The organism is Legionella wadsworthii DSM 21896 = ATCC 33877, from assembly GCF_000701265.1.
Classification (GTDB): Bacteria; Pseudomonadota; Gammaproteobacteria; order Legionellales; family Legionellaceae; genus Legionella; species Legionella wadsworthii.
Genome location: NZ_JNIA01000024.1, coordinates 164735 through 185168 on the forward strand (window position 1 = coordinate 164735; position 20434 = coordinate 185168).

A 20434-nucleotide genomic window follows, 5' to 3' on the forward strand; every position below is an offset into this window, starting at 1 on the left:
AATCACCAAAAAATCACTATTTTGGTGATGTATAGAGGTCTAATTCCACTCAATTATCAACCTCTTTAAAGAATAACATTAATACAGAATTCGATATTTTCTGAATGGTCACTTTAAAAGAAGTTTCCTGATTAAATTTGAAATCGCCTTCACAATGATTATCGATTGATTTTAAAAAATCTTCTAAAAAAGGCTTTAATTTGTTGCAATTCATTTTCAGTTTGGCTGAAAAAATGTTTTGCGCAGTAAGATTTAACTCATTTTCATTAAAAACATTCATAAAACAATTATTCGCCAGAATGTATTTAAACTGTTTATCTATGATTAATGTAGGGTAGGGTATTACATTAATGAGCTGTGATTCAATTTCCTTTATGGATTTATAATCATTATTTATTTTTTCTAATTCGTTTTCCGCTTTTTTTTGATTATGTATGTTTAAAAAGGTAATTACAACACCATCGATAATATTGTTCACGGTACGATATGGTATGATTCGAACTACATACCACCGTCCACTCTTGTCCATGACTTCTATAGTTTTTGATTCCAATGTCTTTAGAACCCTACGTGAATCCTCGATTAATTTGTCATATTGTAAAGTGGACACAATATGATTGAGGGGACGGCCTACATCTGTAGGAATTAAATTCACAATCTCGGTTGCCCTTGGGGTGAAACGTTTGATACATAAATCTCTATCTAAAAAAATAGTCGCGATTTCCGTATTATCCAAGAGATTTTTAATGTCGTCATTGGCGCTTGATAATTGCTCTATTCTGTTTTCCAGCTCAGAATTTACTGTGGTTAATTCTTCATTTAAAGATTGTAATTCTTCTTTTGATGTCTCTATTTCCTCATTAGTGCTTTGGAGCTCTTCATTTGTGGACTGTAGTTCCTCATTGCTGGATTTTAATTCCTCATTAGAAGTTTCCAATTCCTCAATAGTGGACTGTAAACTTTCCTTTGTATATCTCAGCTCTTGCTCGAGCTGGAGGACTCTTTTACCCAGCTCAGTTTTTTTGTCATTTTTTGTGATTTCAGAGTTTGGAACTAAGGCAGGGGACTCTTCAAAAATAATCAAAAGAAGCATACGATGAAACACTCTTGCTTCTATAATTGGTCTAATTTTGATATTGATGTATCTAAATTCATTACCTTCTTTCAGGGGGAGATGGCTTAATATTTCTTCTTTTTGAAGTGTTGATGCTTTCCTCAGGGCACTTATTACTTTAGTCTTTATTTCAGGACGAACCATGTCAATGAAGTTCAAACGAACTTCGCCTGAAGTAAACTCAATGTATTTACTGGTGCGCCCATAGATGTAAATGATTTTTCCACCTTCATCAAGTACGAAGGCAGCAGGAGTATAATTATTTAATAAAATATTTTCTACTAAATGGGATAAATTGGGTTCAATATCTTGTGTATTCGTTTCCATATATTTTATATTCGCTGATTTAGATTGATAGTTTGGATAGGGTAGATTCATTATGGAATTATATGATGGGGAAGAATTACCTTTTCTCTGGAAAATTTTCCAACGTCTATTTAAGATCGTAAATAAATCTACGGAACCGCTAATTGCCTCGGAGGTCCCCAAAAATAAGAGTCCTTCTGGATTAAGACTGTAGTGAAATAAGGAAAAAAGTTTTTTTTGTAGTTGGGCATTCAAATAGATTAACAAATTTCTGCAACTTAATAAATCAAGCTTGGTAAAGGGCGGATCTTTAATCACGTTTTGCACAGCAAATATGATCATTTTCCGTATGTCTATATTTAATTTATAGGAGTTTTCTTCTCGCGTAAAAAAACGGTTTAAGCGATTCTCAGGAATGTCCTTTTCAATATCAAGAGGAAAGACTCCTGAGCGAGCAATTTCTATGGCTTCTTCATCAATGTCAGTGCCAAAAATTTGAACATTAAAATGACATTTTAAACTTTCCATGCATTCTTGCAAGATGATTGCAATAGAATAAACTTCCTCACCCGTGGAGCAACCTGGGATCCAGACCCTGATACTGTCACTTTGTGATTTATTCGTAAAAATTAATTTAAGTATTAGCTCTTTAAGGACTTCAAATGCCTCCGGATCTCTAAAAAAATTGGTTACATTAATAAGGAGTTCTTTAAATAAAATTTGAATTTCACTTGGCTGCTGATGTAAATATTGAAAGTAGCTGGATAAGGTATCGAGTTGTAAAATATTCAAACGTTTTTGAATGCGACGGAAAATAGTATTGGGTTTGTATAAAGAAAAATCATGACCTGTTGTATTTTTTAACAAAGACAATATTTTCTGTATTTCTTCGGCAATACTTGCTGGAAGCGGCGTTTTTTCTTTTCCAAAATGCGCGACATAATTGAGTAAAAAAGGATAAATTTGTTGGGGTAAAAAAATATAATCGACCAGTCCCGTGTTAATTGCACTTTTAGGCATCACATCGTAGCTTGCAGATTTAGCCATTTGAGCTATGACTAATCCTTTTTGTTTTGATATGGCACGTAAACCTAGTGTCCCATCGCTTCCTGTTCCAGAAAGAATAATACAAATGGCTTTTCGCCCTTGATCTTCAGCTAATGAACGGAAAAAGTAATCAATTGGGTGTGCTCTGGTTTCATTCGTAAAATCACTTAAAAACAAGATACCTTTTTGAATAAAAGAAATTTTCCCAGGAGGCAATACATAAATATGATTGGCTTCAATTTTTAAACCATTGGCAATGGGCATAATTTTAAGTGAGGTATATTCTTGTAATATTTCCGGTAACAAACTAATTTTATCGGGACTTAGATGAGTGATTATAACGAATGCAAGATTGTTATTTAGTTTAGATAGGGAAAGAAAATCTTTTAACGCATCCAATCCTCCAGCTGATGCCCCAATTGCTGCAATAAATAAATCATTGTCAGTTTTTTTTTGTAATGATTCCTCTGAATCACGATAATTTTTTTTAGACATTGTGTTATTTTTTTTTGTAACCATCTAAAATTCCTAAGATATAAAGAAATACATTTATATCCAATTTTTTAAAGAGCAATTTACTTGTTTATAAGAAAGGATGCTATATCAAATGTTGGGAAACCCGCTTAATATAATACCAATGACATGATCTCCATAACAAGATGCGGCTGAAAAAAGTAAAGGGTAGATAGATGGCCTATTCAGAGCAAACTCCTTTTAAGTTATAAAATAAGATCACACCTATATCTTTGTGGTCAATTATTTGGCAAAATCACTTTAAATGAGCTATTAATATTGTGTAATTTTTATTATTACTCCTGTATTGCGATACAATCAGTCCATTCAATTTGGTTCTGATCGATATAATTGGTGAGAATTCGAAGCAAATCGTTTAGATCGAATGGTTTTGATAGAAAAATTTCATGAGGCATTTTTTCCATCTTTTCCAAATTCGTTTTTGCTGAAGTAATAATCGTTGTAATATTTTTTATCCTTAAAGATAACTTTTTTTTCTCGCGAAATTCCATACCATCCAGAACAGGCATCATAAGATCCAGAAAGATGACTGCTGGAAGAGGATTTTTCTCAAGGAAATTTAATGCCTCTTGGCCATTTTTAACACCTACAGTAACATATCCTGCATATTCTAATGCCCAAATTAATGCTTCACGAACTTCGTTGTTATCATCCACCAAAAGGATATATGGGCTCTTCTTTTCGAGTGTCATAGCATCATTCGTTTAAAAGTTAATAAAACCCTTATCCTAAGTTTTAGGTGAGGAGGGGAATTTGTTGTTTATTCCTTTACTATCCTATTATTTGGCCAATAAATAACCAATCATGCCAAGACTTATGCTGATTCATTCACAAATGCAGTTGGATCAATCACTTTGGTATAAATCAGATTTATTTTAATCAGTTCAGCCAAAGACTTTGCCTCCATTTTTCTCATGACGTTGGCACGATGCACTTCAACTGTCGAAATAGATATATCCAGTTCATAAGCAATCTGTTTGTTTAATTTTCCATCGACTACCAAATCCATCACCTGTTTTTCCCTTTTGGTTAAACTATTAATCCGATCATGGTAATTTGAATGAGTTTGAATGGGCGTGCTATTTATTTTTTTAATACATTTTTGAGTGATTTCTAATAAATTTTGATGATTGACGGGCTTGAGAATAAAATCCTCAGCCCCTGCTTTCATGGCTCTTATAGCCATTGAAATATCACCATAACCGGTGATTATAATGACTTTCAGTTGATTCATAGAAGCATTCAATTGCTCCAGTAATTCCAGGCCGCTCATGAACGGCATCCGCACATCAATAATCAGGCATCCTTGTTCATTATTATAACTATCAAGAAAATCTTTCGCATTATGATATACTTTAACTTGTTGATTAATCGATTCAAATAACCACTTAAATGATTTACATATCTCTGGATCATCATCCACGATAAATACTGTAGCATTAGGCATATCCATTACCCTCTAAAAAAACTATAAATTGGCAATCCATATTATTAGCAGACAATTCAGCTAATAAATCATTTCGATTTTTGTTTAGCAAAGAACGGCAGTAATTCATTTCTTTTTCAATGTACTCCTCTTGTATTACAAAATTTGTTTTAATGATTATTTTCCCTACAGATTCATGGCTTCTTGTCTGAATAGCTATCTCCGAATTTTGTATCTTATTTATCTCTATAGAATGGATGCAAAGTTTTATTAAACGAAATAAAACCTGTTTTACAGGGCTATCACTCAGTTGGGAGTGAGAAAGATTTTCATGAAAATTAAAACAGATTTGAATCGCGTGATAATCAATTTCATAAGCATAGAGCGAGATAATTTCGTTAAGAAGGTGTGCCATAGGGTTGGGTTCACTGAACAGTATGTTTTTGTACGAAAGGTCATTGAGCTTGTCGATTTTATGACATAATAACTCAATATGTTCATTCATTTTTATAAAGGTATGACGTAATTCCTCAGACTTAAGATTTTGCCGTTCTAATCGAAGCTCACAACCCCCAAGATAGGCTTTAATCACAGTTATTGGTTGATTTAATTCATGAATGATTTGTGAAATACCCTGTGTTTGATTATTTTCTTGGATGCCCCTTTTCATTTACCACTATCCCAACTGTCAAAAATACTAAACACATCTTGTATCCTATGTTTATTGAACAACTTTACTACAATGTGTTGGGAAAATTTAATTGATTTTCCACTTACACAAAGAAAATGATTTTATAGTACTTGATATTTAATTCCTAGTTTATTCTGGTAAACCTTAAAGATGTCTTAATGGGCATAATTTTAGAGGATTGCCATAAACCATTGAGATTAAAAATGCCTTTAAAATTACAAATTGCCCAATAAATCCCCGTGTTCATGCGACCTTTTCCTCTTTTCAAAGGACACCGTCCTTAGTACATTGTATTTTTTATTTCTTTAAGTTAAGTTGAGTTTAAATCAAATGAAAGGATGATAGATGGCCGAGCTTATTGGTTTAGCAATGCGCAATTTTACAGTAACCTGTTTTATTTTAGGTTTAATATTTTCCCTGTTGAATGGGCTCCTTAAATCGATGCCGTTGAATAAATCGACAATTATTGAACTCCTATTTTCCTGGTTTCTTTTCTTTAGTATTGGTTTGGCGTATCTGTTTAATTTTGTCATGCATGTTTTTTTTGGGGATTTTACAGCGCATTTTATTGGGTGGCCCCAAAGCCCTTTCCAGATGGAAGTCGGATTTGCCAGTTTAGGGATTGCTGTGAATGGATTTATTAGTTTTAAAAATAATATTGCTTTTCGCGCTGCCACAATTATAGTTCCTGCATTATTCTTGTGGGGTGCTGCCTGCGTACATTTGTATCAGATGATTGCTGCGCATAATTTTGAGCCAGGTAATGCAGGTACCATTTTTTGGACTGATATTTTAATGCCAATCATTGCTTTTGTATTATTAGGTTTACAATACCGCAATCCACCCATGGAGAAGCACAAAAGCACCACGTAAAACGAAGAAAAATAAAGCTTTATGGTGTTCATTTGACAAAATCATTTAATGTTCCAAAATTTTACATATAGGTTAAAAAATTTGGAGCATGTCATGAGCAAGGTAACCCAATTTAAAAAGGGATCTCCAAGGAAAAGTTCTTCCAATAAAGGATCTTCAGTCGAAATTAACCGTTCACAAAATCCATTTTTGAGTCTGCAAAATGAGGTGGAGCGATTATTTAATGATTTCAATCATTTTTTTACACCCTCTCGTTTTAATTGGCCGCTCCAGTTTGAAAAAATGGATCTTTCTCCCTCCATGGACATTGTTGAAGATAAAGATCATTTTTGTATTCAATTAGAAATGCCGGGTATGGATGAAAAAGACGTGAGTGTAACAATTTCCGATAATATTCTTACTATCAGCGGTGAAAAGTCCAGTTCTAAAAAAAATGAAGGTAAAAAATTTATTTCACGAGAAATAAGTTATGGGAAGTATGAACGTTCGTTATCGATACCTTCATCCGTAGATACCAGTAAAGTTAAAGCCACCTTTAAAAAAGGAATGCTTTGGGTCGACCTCCCTAAAAAGTTAGCCTCTAAAGGAAGCTCACGAGAGATAAAGGTAGAGCAAACCAAGTAGTTTATGATTGCCTCATTGATAAAATGAGGCAATCAATTCAACTAATCTGCCAAAAGCCTATCTGTTTCAAAAGAAATAAGTACAAGATGCATCTTTTAAAGAGGATCTTGGCTGGAATAATAGGTATTATAATGATTTCATATTTAAAAAATCGAATTGCCCAAGCTCAGCGCCTTTGATACTAGCTTGCACCAAAGTATCTGTAATGACTCCTTCAATAATATTATCAAGAGGAACAGCCAAATAACTTTTCATGATTTGAACTTGACGATTCAAGTTTTGTGTTGCAAGTGTGTGAGGATTGGAACAATTTAATTGAAACTGCTTCATACCAATTTCAGAAGTAATTTTGTTTAATGCTTTTTCATGTTGTGCAGCCATACTGGATTTTATTGCTCGCATAACATCATCTACAGTATGCCCAATCTCCAAATATACAGCACATGCATCTGCCAAAAGGCTAATTTCATGAACATAACTTTCTTTTTTTCCTAACATTAAAAAAGTGAGTGCTGAAGAAGCCAAGGATTTAATTTTAGGAATATCAACAGTGTCTGGCTCGACACCCAGGAGTTCATCTAAGGAGGATATTTTCTGCTTGGGCCTATCTATTTTAGTTTGCACATCAGACTCGGATACATAACTTAGGGTAATGACTATGCACATCATGTTCTAGGATTAATCAATTGTAAAGATGTTTTTTATGATTACTCCTTGTCTAAACGGAGATATTTTAAATTGCATCTGATTCCACTCATCCTGTGCAGTTAAAACTTTATGGTATAATATGGCATTTCCATTTTGGACAGTTTATAAGCAGGTGGTCACTTGATCAGCAATCGTATGGATCTTCGTTCTTATCTTAAAGAAAGCTGTAGCCATTCACATGAATTTGCTCAGGTTGTTTTACCCTTATCGGGTTCCATGGAATTGGAGGCAGGAACTTATTCCGGTATCGTGAATCATAATTTGGGAGTTTATATCGCCCCTAATGAGCTCCATTGCTTTGCAGGCAGTGATCATAATCTCTTTGTCATTGTCGATGTGCTTCATCCCAATTTGGTCCTTGAGCAGTCGAAATCTCGTGCATTCACTTTATCGCCTCATTTGAAACAATTTCTTCATTTCACACAGCATTACTTAATGGGTGCACAAGAAGATTCATTCTCGTTTTCGCTGATGAACCAATTACTGCTTCATTTCGCGACAGAATCTTTTTCTCCAGAATTTGATTCGGTTGCCATGAAGGCCAGAAATTGGATTGATGCTCATTTTACCCATCCTGTAGATATCAATAAAATCGCCAAATTTTGTTATTTGAGTGCCAGTCAATTGCAGCGGCGATTTAAACAAGCTTTAGGCATGAGTTTGGGTGAGTATTGGCGTTTTAAAAAACTAAATCACGCCAAACATCTCCTGTCTTTAAACTGCTGTTCTATTGAAGCTGTGGCGTATGCAGTGGGTTATGAGAATCTACCTGCTTTTAGTCGGCGATTTAATCAAATGTTTGGTGAATCCCCCACGCAATGGAGAACGAAAGTGTTCTCAGCAAAGAAGTTGCGTGAAACGGATAACTTCTTATGAATTGCTAAGAGATAAACTCACTTTAGTTTTTATCACTTAGAGAATGACAATGAAAAATTCTAAATCTGGCCTGTTTTGTCTTGTTCTGGCGCAAATGATGGTCAGTATCAATATTGTATTATCTAAATATGTACTTGCCTCTATGCCTGCTCTTTTAATACTCACGCTTCGATTTAGTTTGGCAGCCCTCATTTTACTGCCGCTTCACTGGCTCACCCCTGCCAGAAAAAAACCGGTTTCTTTTTATTTCATGCAAATAAAACAAAAGGATTGGCTTTTTATTGGTGCACAGGCTATTTGTGCAGGAATATTATTTAATTTTTTAATGCTATGGGGATTGGATCATACAGACGCCAATGTTGCGGGTATTATTACCAGTGCGTTGCCTGCACTCATCGCAGTTATGTCCTGGCTCTTACTTGGTGAAAAGATTTCTGGTAAGAAGGCTATTTGTATTATTTTTGCCACGACTGGGCTCTTTGTGGTTGCCTATGATAAAATCGGGGCTGTTTCTTTGAATCATTCTTTTTGGGGCGATTTGTTGGTTTTAATCTCCCTACTACCGGAAGCAATTTATTATATTTTATGTAAATTGCACCCCAATTCACTTCCGGTATTCCTCATTTCTTCGCTACTGAATGGAATTAATGCTATTTTATTATTAATTTGGTTGATTTTTAGCTTACCAAGTGGCTCGTCTCTTGAACCTCTCGATTGGTTTATCTTGATGATCTTAGGTTTAAGTTCAGGTCTTTTTTATGTTTTTTGGAATTATGGATGTCAAAAGGTGGATGGCGTCATGGCTTCCTTAACCACAGCGGTTATGCCTTTAACCACAGTGCTTATAGCCTGGGTTTTACTGGGCGAGATTTTGACTAAAGGACAAGTTATGGGAATGGGTATGGTGGTTCTTTCGATTATATTATGCGCAAAGCGATAAGACAGTTAAAAATAGGATGCCAATGAGTGCACACATGAAATGGGAGCATTTCTCCCATGAATCAGACATCGGTGTGAGGGGGTATGGGTCAACTATCTCGGAAGCTTTTGCCATGGGTGCTTTAGCCATGACTCAGGTCATGACAAATGCTCAATCCATTTTACCCATCAAAACATTGCATGTGCATTGCTAAGCCCCTAATCCAGAGTTTCTATTTATCGATTGGCTAAATGCCATTATTTATCATATGGCTGTCCACAAAATGTTATTTAGCCAATTCAAAGTTTCCATCAGGGGAACGAAATTAACTGCTATAATTTCAGGAGAGCCTGTAGATATCCCGCGTCATCAGCCTGCTGTAGAAGTCAAAGGCGCAACATTTTCTGAATTAAAAGTATATCAAAGTGATGGTATTTGGGTCGCGCAATGCGTGGTAGATGTCTAATTACTTTCCCTCTATGGATAAATGACGAGTAAGAGATAAGGCGTAAAACGATGGATCTAAAGCGTTTAGAAAAAATTAATGATTTTGAATGGAAAATTCCAAAAAAGGGGAAAATGCGTGTTCCAGGGTTTATTTTTGCCTCGGAAGAATTAATTTTAGATATGGATATGAAAGTTTATGATCAAGTGACCAATGTTGCGAGTTTACCTGGAATTGTTCAGGGTTCCTATGCAATGCCTGATGCACATTGGGGTTATGGTTTTCCTATAGGTGGCGTTGCTGCTTTTGATCCCGATAATGAAGGAGTCGTATCTGCAGGGGGAGTCGGTTTCGATATTTCCTGCGGCGTTCGGCTTTTATCTACGGGTCTTCAACGTGAAGAATTCGAACCTTTCAAGGAAGATATAGCGGATGCTTTGTTTGCTCATATTCCTGCAGGTGTTGGAAGTAGAAGTCGAATTAACCTTACGATGAAACAGATGGATGACATGTTACGGGGCGGTGCGGTTTGGGCAGTCAAACAAGGATATGGCGAACGGGAAGATTTGGAGAGAATCGAGGACAACGGACGTGTAGATGGTGCGCTGCCTGAACATGTCTCCGACCATGCAAAAAAACGGCAGAAAAATGAGATGGGTACTTTAGGTTCAGGAAATCACTATTTAGAAATTCAGGAGGTACGACACATCTATTGTGAACAAACTGCCGCTGCTTTTGGTTTAAGACAGGGGGATGTTGTTGTCAGCATCCACTGTGGTTCCCGAGGATTAGGCCATCAAATAGGAACTGATTTCCTCAGATCCATGCTGTTAAATGCACACCAGCATGGCATACAAATTTTAGATAGAGAGTTGGCTTGTGCCCCAATTCGTTCCGCTATGGGTGAACAATATCTTGGCGCTATGCGTTCAGCCATTAATTGTGCCTTGGCAAATAGGGAAATATTAACTCACTTTTTACGTGAAGTATTTCAGAATGAGATGCCTGGGACGCACATAAAATTGATTTACGATGTATCCCATAACACGTGTAAAGAAGAATTTCATTTAGTGAACGGTAAGTCCATGCGCTTATTTGTTCATCGTAAGGGGGCAACCCGAGCATTTGGACCGGATCATCCGCAATTAACAGCTGTTTTTAGGCATGTTGGTCAGCCGGTAATAATTGGCGGGAGTATGGGAACCTCATCCTATGTTCTTGTCGGTACCTCCGGTTCAGAAAATAAATCTTTTGGTTCAGCCTGCCATGGAGCAGGACGTGCAATGAGCCGGCATCAGGCAACGAAACAATGGCAAGGGAAAGAAATTATTGAACAATTAGCAAATCAGGGGATACTTATCCGCTGCAGTTCATATCGGGGGGTAGCTGAGGAAGCACCCCAAGCATATAAAGACGTCAATTTTGTAGTGGATGCAGCCCAGGCTTCGGGTTTGACCAAGAAAGTTGCCAGACTCTCACCCCTGGTGTGTGTTAAAGGATAAGAACCAAAGTCAATTATTCTTTTTCCTGTATCAAAAGTATTAAAAAATATAGTTTTAATTGCATTGCTTTAGAAGTTTATTCATTTATTTTTAATCTTTAGGATAGAGAAATGGAATATTCTTTTAACTTACATCCTATTGCTCCATTCCGATTGGATTATACGGTTTCTGCCTTGCGGCGAAGAAGCAAAAATAATGTTGATCTTTGGGATGGGCAGAGGTATACAAGAGTCCTCATCCTGGAAAATATCCCCGTCAAGGTGGTTGTGGAACAAATAAAAGGTCACCAAAATCCAGAGTTGCTTTTAATGATCTCCCACCAGCAGGAAAGAATGCAATATCAGGTTGCGTCACAAATTGAAAAAATCCTTGGATTAAAAAAAGATCTAGGCGACTTCTATTCCCTGACAGATTCTACCCCGATATATCCGCTTGTTATTCAATTTAAAGGAGTGAAACCTCCGCGTTTTCCATCTGTTTTTGAGGCGCTAGTGAATGCAATTTCTTGTCAACAAATATCACTCGATGCGGGATTACAAATGGAAAATCGATTGGTTGAATACCTAAGCTTGAGAGCGAAAGAAAAAGATAGAATTATTTATGCTTTTCCTAGACCAGAGGAAGTGGCTAATTGCTCTATTTCTGATTTGAAAAAATTAGGATACAGCGCCAGAAAAAGTGAGACCCTAATTCACTTGGCAACTACAATTTTGGAAAATACTTCTGTTTTTGAGGCTTTGGAAAATAAATCTAATGAAGAAGTAGTTCATTTTTTAACCCAGTTTAAGGGAATAGGGCGTTGGACAGCGGAATATGTTTTATTAAGAGGTTTGGGAAGAATTGATGTTTTCCCCGGTGATGATGTTGGGGCACAAAATAATTTATATAAATTGCTGCATCTTGATAAAAAACCTGATTATCACCAAATCGCAGAAATTACTGCAAAATGGCATCCTTATGCAGGATTGATTTATTTCCATTTATTATTAAAGAGATTGTATGAATAAAACGACATCCGATTGAAAAGGAGGATAGTAGACTCGAACATGGAGCGTTTGTAGAAGTGAGAAGGCCACGTTCTTTGGACAAACTTTACTCTCCAACGTTCCACGGCTTGTCTCCGGGATCAATGGGTTTAAATTATCTAAGTGAGGTTGATTCATGCCTGAACTGTTTACTGTTGGTCATTCAACACGTTCTTATATGGAATTTGTTGATTTAATTAAAGCGCATCAAATTAACCATATTATCGATGTGCGAACCATTCCTAAATCACGGACGGTGCCCTGGTTTAATAAAGAAGAATTCGCTAAATCGTTAGCCCACCAAAAAGTTGCTTACACCCATTTAGCAAAATTGGGTGGCTTGCGTAAAACCGACAAAAATTCAATAAATATGGGCTGGCGGAATGCGAGTTTCCGAGGGTTTGCTGATTATATGCAAACTGAAAATTTTCGCGAAGGGCTTGAAGAACTCAATGAAATTTTAACGAATTTTAAAGGGGCAATCTTGTGTGCAGAAGCAGTTCCTTGGCGATGTCATCGCTCGCTAATCTCCGATGCCGAGCTGGTTCGAGGATATACAGTGTGGCATATTATGAGCAAAACAACGGCAAACTTACACCACCTTACTTCTTTTGCTGTAGTGGATAAAAGTCAAAATCCAATAAGAATTTATTACCCCTAAGGCAGCTTACCATCCTCCTTGATAAGGTCTGTGCTTTTTCATTTGGTTTGAACTCTCACCGCGGTGATAGTGCAATTTCCAGGCGTATTCTTTGTTTTTGTGATCCCAAAACGGGTGATAATCAATGGCAAAACGCCGTTGGAGATTACCATTTGCTTGTTCTTTATAAAGATTTAAGCCACCGCCTCCTGTTTTCTGATATAAAAGAAAAGCGACGCGATAATTGCCTTTGCGTAATAATCCATAAAGTGCGAGAGATGTAGATAAGAAGCCAAGTGTTCCATAAATTGCTTTTTGATTTTCTAAAGTTTGTTTTTCGTTTTTATCTTGCATAGGAGTTCGATTTTACAATGAGTTAACAGAGAACCTTCTCGAAATAGCTTATATTGTTCTCAAAAGTTCTCATATATAATGGGAGGTAATTTTATCTTATTTTTTTAATTTGTGCTCTAATTTTAAGATATAAGATCAATATCTGACTTTACATTTATATGTCTCCAGGTTTTGATATACTTTCAAAAAAACCATTAGAGAATCTTGTAAAATGTATCTTCAATCCAGGCATTTGATTTTTTCTCCTTCAGACCTCGTCCAATTTATGCACAGCCCCTTTGTTTCCTGGATAGAGCATTTAGCAGTGACCAATGCTGATTTACTTCCGCCTCCCGATGAAAAAGACGAATTACTGGATGTGTTGCAACATTTAGGGAACAAACACGAATTAGAAATATTGGCATCTTTCGCAGAAAAGGGATTATCCATTGCGAACCTCCATCAACAGGCTCATTCTTATGAAGCCACCCTTTCTGCAATGGAACAGGGCTTCGATGTGATTTACCAAGCCCATTTAAAATTACTTCCTTTCCAAGGTTATGCTGATTTTTTAATTAAAACAGAGGGCAAAAGCCAACTGGGTAATTATTGTTATGAAGTAGTGGATACCAAGCTGGCAAAGTCAGTGAAACCCACTTTTCTGCTGCAATTATGTTGCTATGTGGAGATGCTTGCAGCCATGCAAGGAAGCAGAGCCGAATGCATGGCAATCATTTTAGGTAATAAGCATCAAATGCGTTATCGGACTTCTGACTATTATTATTTTTATCAGAATTTAAAAAAACATTTTTTAATAGCCCAACAAAATTTTGATCCCACTCGTTGTCCTGATCCTGCTGAATCACCTAATTGGGGTAGATGGAGTAACTATGCTGAAGAGCTGTTGATTCAGAAAGATCATTTAAGTCAAATTGCCACAATAACTTCTGGGCAAATTAAAAAGTTACAACAGTCAGGAATTGATACCATGACTGCACTCATTCAATCGGATCGTTCCTGGGTCAAGGGAATCAAACCGGAACGTTTTTCGCGTTTACAAACCCAAGCCAAGGTTCAAAAAAAAAGCAGAGGTAAGGAAATTCCTGTATATCAATTAATTCCTCATATTCCAGGACAAAAACAAGGGTTGGCTTTATTACCCCCTGCATCACCAAACGACTTGTTTTTTGATATTGAGGGATTTCCCCTGGAGGAAGGCGGCCTCGAATACCTTTGGGGCGTTACCTATTTTGATGACAAAGGAAATCGGCAGTATCGGGATTTTTGGGCACATAATACTGAGCAGGAGAAAACAAGTTTCCAGAATTTTGTAACATGGGCATACCAGCGTTGGCTACAAGATCCCAAAATGCATATTTATCATTATGCAGCTTATGAAATTTCTTCATGCCGCCGATTAATGGGAAGGTACGGCGTTTGCGAGAATGAAATTGATCAGCTCTTAAGAAATGAGGTTTTTATTGATTTATACAAAATTGTTAAATCATCTTTAATCATTGGTGAACCTCGCTATTCCATTAAAAATATAGAACATTTATATCGTGGAAAACGAAATACACTTGTCGGGTCAGGAGGGGATTCGGTTGTTGTTTATGAACATTGGCGTGAAAATCCAGATGGGGAAGATTGGCAAACATCGAAAATATTAAATGATATTCGTCATTACAACATGGATGATTGTCATTCCACACAAGAGTTAGTGGATTGGCTCAGAGCGAGGCAAAAAGAGCAGGGTATTAATTTCTCAGGTAAAACCAAACAGGTCGAACCTGAAGTAAAAGAACAATGGAGCGCGCGTCTTCAATTACGTGATCGTTTGTTAATTCAGGCAGAAGACTTTAAAAAAGGTGGGCACCTGAGGGCCGCCAAAATTTATTCGATGTTTGCATGGTCTATTGAGTTTCATCGAAGAGAGGCAAAACCCATATTTTGGCGAATGTTTGATCGATTAGGTCTAACAGGAGAAGAGTTACTGGATGATATAGATTGCCTGGCTTATTGTCGACGTACTCCAAAACCACCCTACAAACCTTCGCCAAAATCGAAGAACATGGCCTATGAATATTTTTTTGATCCAGAACAGGAATTTAAGGGAAGTGCCAAGCAATATTATATTTTAGGAGAGGAAACAGAAGAGGGTAAACTGGTTACTGCTAATTTCTGTGAGGAAGGAAGTGACCTGGCGCATGGGATTATCGTATTACAAATGAAAAATCCTCCTCCTGATCCAATTACTTTAATTCCTAATGAATATGTCGACCCCCATTCCATTCCGGATGCCATAGCCAAGCAGGCTGCATCATTGGAGCAAGGATTACTTGAAAATACAGCAATTTTAGATTTTCTAAGACAATCTTATCCGAGAATTAAAGAGCATTCATCAGGATTACCCATTGCACCAAGCCATGAGCCTGAAGAACGACTAAAGCAGATTATCCGTGCGGTGCTCAATTTAGACAACAGTTATTTAACCCTTCAAGGTCCTCCCGGTGCGGGTAAAACCTATACAGGAACACGTCTGATTGCTGAACTGGTTCAAAGAGGAAAAAAAGTTGGTATTTCTTCAAACAGTCATAAAGCGATTCATAACCTTTTGTTGAGTTCCGCAAAATATTGTTATCAGCAAAATATCAAGGGACATTTTGCTTGTACGCAGAATATTGATGGAATCATTGAAGACATGGATATTCAGGTTTTAAAAAATAATAATCTCATAGAATTTATCCAGCCAGGGTGTGTGATAGGAACCACTGCATGGGGATTCTCCAGAGAGGAACTGGCTGATGCACTAGATTATTTGTTTATTGATGAAGCAGGACAGGTCAGTGTTGCAAATCTAATTGCCATGAGCGTTTGCACAAGAAATATTATTTTGATGGGCGATCAAATGCAGTTAGGACAACCTTCCCAGGGATGTCATCCAGAAGAAAGCGGTTTATCCATACTGGAATATTTAGTGCATGACACACCAACAATTCCAGACTCGATGGGGGTTTTTCTTGGAACAACCTATCGGATGCATCCAGCGGTTAATCAATTTATTAGTGAAGCGATTTACGAAGGCAAGCTGGAAACAGCACCGAAGAATGCGCATCAAATCATTAGTATCCCTGATAGATATCAGGGGATAATAAATAAAACGGCTGGTATTATTCCAGTTCCAGTCATTCACCAGGGGAATACCCAGGCAAGCGATGAGGAAGTGGAACAGATTGTATTATTAGCAAATACGCTGATAGGAAGAACTTTTACAAGAACCGACGGTACAGAAAAAGCCATAACCTGGGAAGATATACTTTTTGTTGCTCCATATAATCATCAAGTCAATAAATTAAGGTCCGCCCTTGATGAGCAGGCTAGGGTTGGTAGTGTGGATAAGTTTCAAGGACAAGAAGCGCCTATTGTGTTTTTAAGCATGTGTGCAAGTAATGCAGAAGAATCGCCACGTGGGCTTAACTTTCTTTTTAATAAAAATAGATTAAATGTAGCTATTTCACGCGCTCAGTGTTTAGCCATTGTCGTGTATTCACCTTCTCTGCTTCACGCTGTGCCTTCTAGTGTAGAACAAACTGCGATGATCAATTTATTTTGCCAATTAGTTCAAGCCACTTAAATCGAACGAAGATAATCTATTAAAATTCCGTGCTCTCAAAAGCACGGCAAGTTCTCTCGAAGTTGAGGTTATCAGGCTTCTTTACTATACAAAGCAACAGCATTTCCTTCAGAATCCACAATGACAGCCCTATGGCCATATGGACCAATTTGTTCTTTCGCTTTTAAAATTGTACCTTTCTGTTGGCGTACCGCGTCAATGGCTTGATCCAATCTTCCCTCGGCATTCAGATATACTAAGGGACCGTCTTGTGATGGCTTTCTACCCTCAATAACGCACAAACAGCCAGAGACATTGTCTTCGGTATGAGGTAATAAACCAAACTCAAACCCATGCTCTGAAAATTTTTGTACGGGTTCGTTAAGGATTGCTGAATAAAAAGCAATGGCTCTATCTAGGTCAACCACGGGTATATCGGTCCAACAAAAAGTATTTTGCGTCATGAATTACTCAGAATAATGGATAAAGAATTCATATTACACGAAGACATGCAAATCTTCGATGGATTCTTAAACACAACTTTAAAATAACTGGATTCATAAATTGCTTATAAAGTCCTCTGCTGCTCAAAAAGAAAGGCATGGTGACCAATAATTAATGGGTAACAGGGTAGAGGAGAGGGCATTTGCTGCGCCCAATCGTTATTGTTGCGGGATTATAAAATCTCCAAGTAGGCGTCCCTCATTGTCTAATACTTGTTCCATTATTTGATTCACTGCATTGGCTAGTTCGTCTTTACATTCTGTCGTTAAGGGCCCATTGATAGACAGTTGGTACTGTCCTTTTTGATCCTTGGAAAACAAAATCCACAAAGATCGATTACCTATAGGACGGTTTTCACTACTGTAATGATTTGGATAATGGTAACTCAGGTTCGCAAAATTATTATCAGGAATTGTCTTATTAAAAAAAGAAGGCGTGATATTAATGAGGGTCCTCAATCGTTCAGGCTTTGTAAGCGGCATATTTAAATGAAATAGTTGATTTAATCTATCCTTCATCGAAGTATGCAGCACTAGAGTCTGAATCCAGCTAAAGTATTTTATTAAATAATCTATGAGGATGGGATGCAATTTGCTTTTTGAAAAATTCTTTCTATGGATTAATTGATTCCATTTATAATTTAAATAATGGCTTCCTGCAAGGCCAGCCCCTTTGAATTCTTTATTTTTAATGATATGAGAGCATTTCTGGTAGGGCGCTGTCAGAAGGAATTGTCCTTCAATAGACTTCACAAAATTTATAAAATTAATCTGTTTATTGAAAGTAAGGTTTATTTTTTTATATTCCACGAAAACTCCGACAACAGAGTTATATTGGCTTCCCTCTCTCCCGCTGTGAATTAAGACAAACGGTATCTTTTTTTGGTGGCTCAATTGATACAGGGCCAAGTGGCATGCAGCAATTAAACCTGTACTGACATTGATGTTCCTTGTTCTATGCCATTCAATAAATTGCTCCATAAGCTGCGAATCAATAGGGTAATGAAATAAATATTTATCCTGGTCTTCGCTCGCCAAAGCATAACATTTATTTTTTAAGGACAACATTTTAAATCCTTTATTATAGTGGTGCCAAAAACGAATCTTATCTTTCAGATTGGTCTCATATAGATGGTTGTTTTTCTTGACATAATCTAGAAAGGAATTTTGTTCTGGTTCATGAATCATCTTCTTTCCACGAAAAAGGGATTCATAACATTGCTTAAATTGGTCGAAGAAGATACCAAATGAAGTGCCATCCACAATAATATGAGGAATGATGATATGTAACTCATGTAAGTCACTGTTAATTTTATAAAGATATACTCTAATGAGGGGTGGTTCATTTAAAGGGATCGCAGCCAAGATATTGTTTTGGAATTCTTGATCCAGCACTGTTTGCTCGGAATCGAAAGATATGTCTTCATAGACCAAGCGAAATAATCCTTGTTTCTTGATCGTTTGAATGGGTGTATCTTTATTAAAATTCAACCAAAAAACACTGTTTTGCTGTACTACAAAATCCAGCGCCTGATAAACATATTCGTTATTCAATTTTCCTTTTATCTGGACTTGTGTCCCAAGGTTATAGGGATAGCCCATTTTATTGTATACCCAAAATACATATTGAAAATCACATAAGGGAAGTTCCTGAATTAGTGACTTTTTTAAGACCAGAGGGGTATTCGTCTTGCCCATGGCTTGTTTTAATTCATTGGCTATGTTTTTTGCAATTTTATCGACACGCGGTTCATTAATAAAATATTCAATGGGGAAACTTAGATTAGGACAGGATAATTTATCATGAATTTTATTTCTAAATTCCAATGCCATTAATGAATCCATTCCCATAGCGAACAGATCATTCTTAACCCCCACCTCATTGCCGCTTTCCAGCCCTAAAATTTCAGCAGCAATCTCGCATAGGGCTTTTCTTAGCAAGTTGGGCCATTCATTATCAGGATGGTTTCGCAACATAGTGAGAAGGTGCTTGTCGCTTGAAGAAGGTTCCTCAACCAACGCCGAAAACTCCATGGATTTAAGTGTGGTTTTGAGATAAACATCCCATTGAATGGGGCAAACCATGATTTGCGTTAAATGGCTTTGCAATAGAACATCCAACACGTCAATGCTTTCTGGATCCAAAGGAATCAAACCGCGGCGTTGTAATGATTCTATATTTTTTGCAGCCATTCCTGTCGTGTGAAAGGCCCCCCAATTTATCGCCAGTGCCGGCAAACCTTGCTGATGCCTTAAATGGGCCAAGCCATCCAAAAACCCGTTCGCCGCCACATAGTTTGACTGGCCCCTGGAACCTAGAATCGATGCGGATGAGGAAAACAAGACAAATAAATCCAGGTGCAGGCTTTTGGTGAGTTGATGCAGAGCAAACGCACTATGCATTTTCGACTGTAATACCTCCTGAACTGCCTCATCGCTTAAATGCACCATCAACTCATCCCGAATGATTCCTGCAAGATGGAAAATGCCTCTGAGCGGATGCGTGCTTTGTTCCCTTACTTTAATTATCTTTTCCATGCTTTGAAAGTCACTGGCATCACCACGATAATGGCGGATATCAATTTGTTGTTTTTTTCGTGCCGTTTCAATGAAAGCCTGAGTATCATTGGAACATTGAGATCGGCTAATAAGAATTAGATGACGCGCGCCTCGGCTTATAAGATAGTCCATGAGGATTTTGGCCAAACCACCCGTACCGCCCGTAATGAGATAACTTGCCTCTCTATCAAATAATACTTTGTGGGGATCTGGCGTGACCGGCAAATTTTTTTTTCTAAGCCGTGGTACATACAAAGAATCTCGCACCGCAAACTGGGTCTCAGGGGTGGTTTTCCAAAATATATATCTTAACACATCACTTAAACTGCTTCGTGAGTCTAAATCTATGGAATAATTTTTATCGAATTCCAGCTCATTTCTAAAACTTTTCCAAAAAGTACTCGCCATGGTGTGGTAAGGGTTTACCTCATCCGAGGCATACTTGTCATGGACGGCATAGGCATTTTCGGTAACCAACATAAAAGAGGCAGGTGTTTTTTTAAACATTCTTTGGCACCAATGAAACAGCTCATTGAATTGGTCTTGTTCATAAAGAAACAGGATGTTTTTATCGGATACATCCTCTAATTGGCTTATATCTTTAACCAGCTGATATTCAAATGTGCCCAAAATCCTCTTTGCCCGGGCTTCGTCTTTTGCAATGACCCAAAGCTGAGGCAATTGTGCGGTACTGGG

Annotated in this window: 16 protein-coding genes and 1 pseudogene; 9 read left to right on the forward strand and 8 right to left on the reverse strand. The window is 37.2% G+C overall.

The genetic code is table 11. From position 1 onward, the window contains the following. Positions 1-49: 49 nt before the first annotated feature. From BU07_RS0104475 to BU07_RS0104490, 4 genes are all read right to left on the reverse strand, one after another. Positions 50-2986, reverse strand: coding sequence for a CheR family methyltransferase (locus BU07_RS0104475; RefSeq protein ID WP_031563904.1), 2937 nt, complete (start codon positions 2984-2986; stop codon positions 50-52). 290 nt (positions 2987-3276) lie between these two features. Continuing rightward, complete coding sequence (locus BU07_RS0104480) at positions 3277-3693, reverse strand: response regulator (protein WP_051635464.1); 417 nt, start codon at positions 3691-3693, stop codon at positions 3277-3279. A gap of 122 nt (positions 3694-3815) precedes the next feature. Continuing rightward, positions 3816-4454, reverse strand: coding sequence for a response regulator transcription factor (locus BU07_RS0104485; RefSeq protein ID WP_031563906.1), 639 nt, complete (start codon positions 4452-4454; stop codon positions 3816-3818). Then, positions 4441-5097, reverse strand: coding sequence for a sensor histidine kinase (locus BU07_RS0104490; RefSeq protein WP_031563907.1), 657 nt, complete (start codon positions 5095-5097; stop codon positions 4441-4443). The genes BU07_RS0104485 and BU07_RS0104490 overlap by 14 nt, the downstream gene beginning before the upstream one ends. Positions 5098-5463: 366 nt before the next feature. Between BU07_RS0104490 and BU07_RS0104500 the strand changes: the two genes are divergently transcribed. Next, positions 5464-5991, forward strand: coding sequence for a DUF6790 family protein (locus BU07_RS0104500; RefSeq protein WP_031563908.1), 528 nt, complete (start codon positions 5464-5466; stop codon positions 5989-5991). Between the two features lie 93 nt (positions 5992-6084). Then, positions 6085-6615 (forward strand): Hsp20/alpha crystallin family protein, encoded by a 531-nt coding sequence (locus BU07_RS0104505; protein ID WP_031563909.1) that lies wholly within the window; start codon positions 6085-6087, stop codon positions 6613-6615. 126 nt (positions 6616-6741) lie between these two features. Here the strand turns inward: BU07_RS0104505 and BU07_RS0104510 are convergent, their stop codons facing one another. Further along, on the reverse strand, positions 6742-7284 hold the full coding sequence (locus BU07_RS0104510; protein ID WP_133134437.1) for a hypothetical protein: 543 nt from the start codon (positions 7282-7284) through the stop codon (positions 6742-6744). Between the two features lie 174 nt (positions 7285-7458). Between BU07_RS0104510 and BU07_RS0104515 the strand changes: the two genes are divergently transcribed. The 6 genes and pseudogenes from BU07_RS0104515 (at position 7459) to BU07_RS0104540 (ending at position 12751) form a co-directional block, all read left to right on the forward strand. After that, positions 7459-8199: a helix-turn-helix domain-containing protein gene (locus BU07_RS0104515; RefSeq protein ID WP_031563911.1), complete on the forward strand. Its 741-nt coding sequence runs from the start codon at positions 7459-7461 to the stop codon at positions 8197-8199. 49 nt (positions 8200-8248) lie between these two features. After that, positions 8249-9139, forward strand: a complete 891-nt coding sequence (locus tag BU07_RS0104520; protein WP_115262262.1) for a DMT family transporter — start codon at positions 8249-8251, stop codon at positions 9137-9139. Between the two features lie 34 nt (positions 9140-9173). Further along, positions 9174-9584 (forward strand): annotated as a pseudogene (locus BU07_RS17680) (archease). A gap of 50 nt (positions 9585-9634) precedes the next feature. Further along, on the forward strand, positions 9635-11065 hold the full coding sequence (locus BU07_RS0104530; protein ID WP_031563913.1) for an RtcB family protein: 1431 nt from the start codon (positions 9635-9637) through the stop codon (positions 11063-11065). A 110-nt stretch (positions 11066-11175) separates the two neighbouring features. Next, complete coding sequence (locus tag BU07_RS0104535; protein ID WP_031563914.1) at positions 11176-12072, forward strand: DNA-3-methyladenine glycosylase family protein; 897 nt, start codon at positions 11176-11178, stop codon at positions 12070-12072. A gap of 154 nt (positions 12073-12226) precedes the next feature. Further along, positions 12227-12751, forward strand: a complete 525-nt coding sequence (locus tag BU07_RS0104540) for a DUF488 domain-containing protein (RefSeq protein ID WP_031563915.1) — start codon at positions 12227-12229, stop codon at positions 12749-12751. A 6-nt stretch (positions 12752-12757) separates the two neighbouring features. Here BU07_RS0104540 and BU07_RS0104545 read toward each other — a convergent pair whose 3' ends face one another. Next, entirely contained in the window at positions 12758-13084 is a 327-nt protein-coding gene (locus tag BU07_RS0104545) for a hypothetical protein (protein ID WP_031563916.1), read from the reverse strand. A gap of 211 nt (positions 13085-13295) precedes the next feature. Here BU07_RS0104545 and BU07_RS0104550 point away from each other — a divergent pair, with 211 nt between their 5' ends. Further along, entirely contained in the window at positions 13296-16697 is a 3402-nt protein-coding gene (locus BU07_RS0104550; protein WP_031563917.1) for a TM0106 family RecB-like putative nuclease, read from the forward strand. 71 nt (positions 16698-16768) lie between these two features. Here the strand turns inward: BU07_RS0104550 and BU07_RS0104555 are convergent, their stop codons facing one another. Together BU07_RS0104555 and BU07_RS0104560 are read right to left on the reverse strand one after the other, a co-directional pair. After that, a complete protein-coding gene (locus tag BU07_RS0104555) occupies positions 16769-17140 on the reverse strand; it encodes a VOC family protein (RefSeq protein ID WP_031563918.1) in 372 nt (123 codons plus the stop codon). Between the two features lie 198 nt (positions 17141-17338). Then, on the reverse strand, positions 17339-20434 hold a 3096-nt coding region (locus BU07_RS0104560; protein WP_031563919.1), incomplete at its 5' end, for an SDR family NAD(P)-dependent oxidoreductase.

Bases quoted from the DNA above. Each gene is read 5' to 3' on its own strand.
- BU07_RS0104535 (WP_031563914.1), top strand. From the start codon at position 11,176: ATGGAATATTCTTTTAACTTACATCCTATTGCTCCATTCCGATTGGAT.
- BU07_RS0104520 (WP_115262262.1), top strand. From the start codon at position 8,249: ATGAAAAATTCTAAATCTGGCCTGTTTTGTCTTGTTCTGGCGCAAATG.
- BU07_RS0104500 (WP_031563908.1), top strand. From the start codon at position 5,464: ATGGCCGAGCTTATTGGTTTAGCAATGCGCAATTTTACAGTAACCTGT.
- BU07_RS0104530 (WP_031563913.1), top strand. From the start codon at position 9,635: ATGGATCTAAAGCGTTTAGAAAAAATTAATGATTTTGAATGGAAAATT.
- BU07_RS0104475 (WP_031563904.1), bottom strand. From the start codon at position 2,986: ATGGTTACAAAAAAAAATAACACAATGTCTAAAAAAAATTATCGTGAT.
- BU07_RS0104545 (WP_031563916.1), bottom strand. From the start codon at position 13,084: ATGCAAGATAAAAACGAAAAACAAACTTTAGAAAATCAAAAAGCAATT.
- BU07_RS0104555 (WP_031563918.1), bottom strand. From the start codon at position 17,140: ATGACGCAAAATACTTTTTGTTGGACCGATATACCCGTGGTTGACCTA.
- BU07_RS0104515 (WP_031563911.1), top strand. From the start codon at position 7,459: ATGGATCTTCGTTCTTATCTTAAAGAAAGCTGTAGCCATTCACATGAA.
- BU07_RS0104550 (WP_031563917.1), top strand. From the start codon at position 13,296: ATGTATCTTCAATCCAGGCATTTGATTTTTTCTCCTTCAGACCTCGTC.
- BU07_RS0104490 (WP_031563907.1), bottom strand. From the start codon at position 5,097: ATGAAAAGGGGCATCCAAGAAAATAATCAAACACAGGGTATTTCACAA.
- BU07_RS0104485 (WP_031563906.1), bottom strand. From the start codon at position 4,454: ATGGATATGCCTAATGCTACAGTATTTATCGTGGATGATGATCCAGAG.
- BU07_RS0104505 (WP_031563909.1), top strand. From the start codon at position 6,085: ATGAGCAAGGTAACCCAATTTAAAAAGGGATCTCCAAGGAAAAGTTCT.
- BU07_RS0104540 (WP_031563915.1), top strand. From the start codon at position 12,227: ATGCCTGAACTGTTTACTGTTGGTCATTCAACACGTTCTTATATGGAA.
- BU07_RS0104510 (WP_133134437.1), bottom strand. From the start codon at position 7,284: ATGATGTGCATAGTCATTACCCTAAGTTATGTATCCGAGTCTGATGTG.
- BU07_RS0104480 (WP_051635464.1), bottom strand. From the start codon at position 3,693: ATGACACTCGAAAAGAAGAGCCCATATATCCTTTTGGTGGATGATAAC.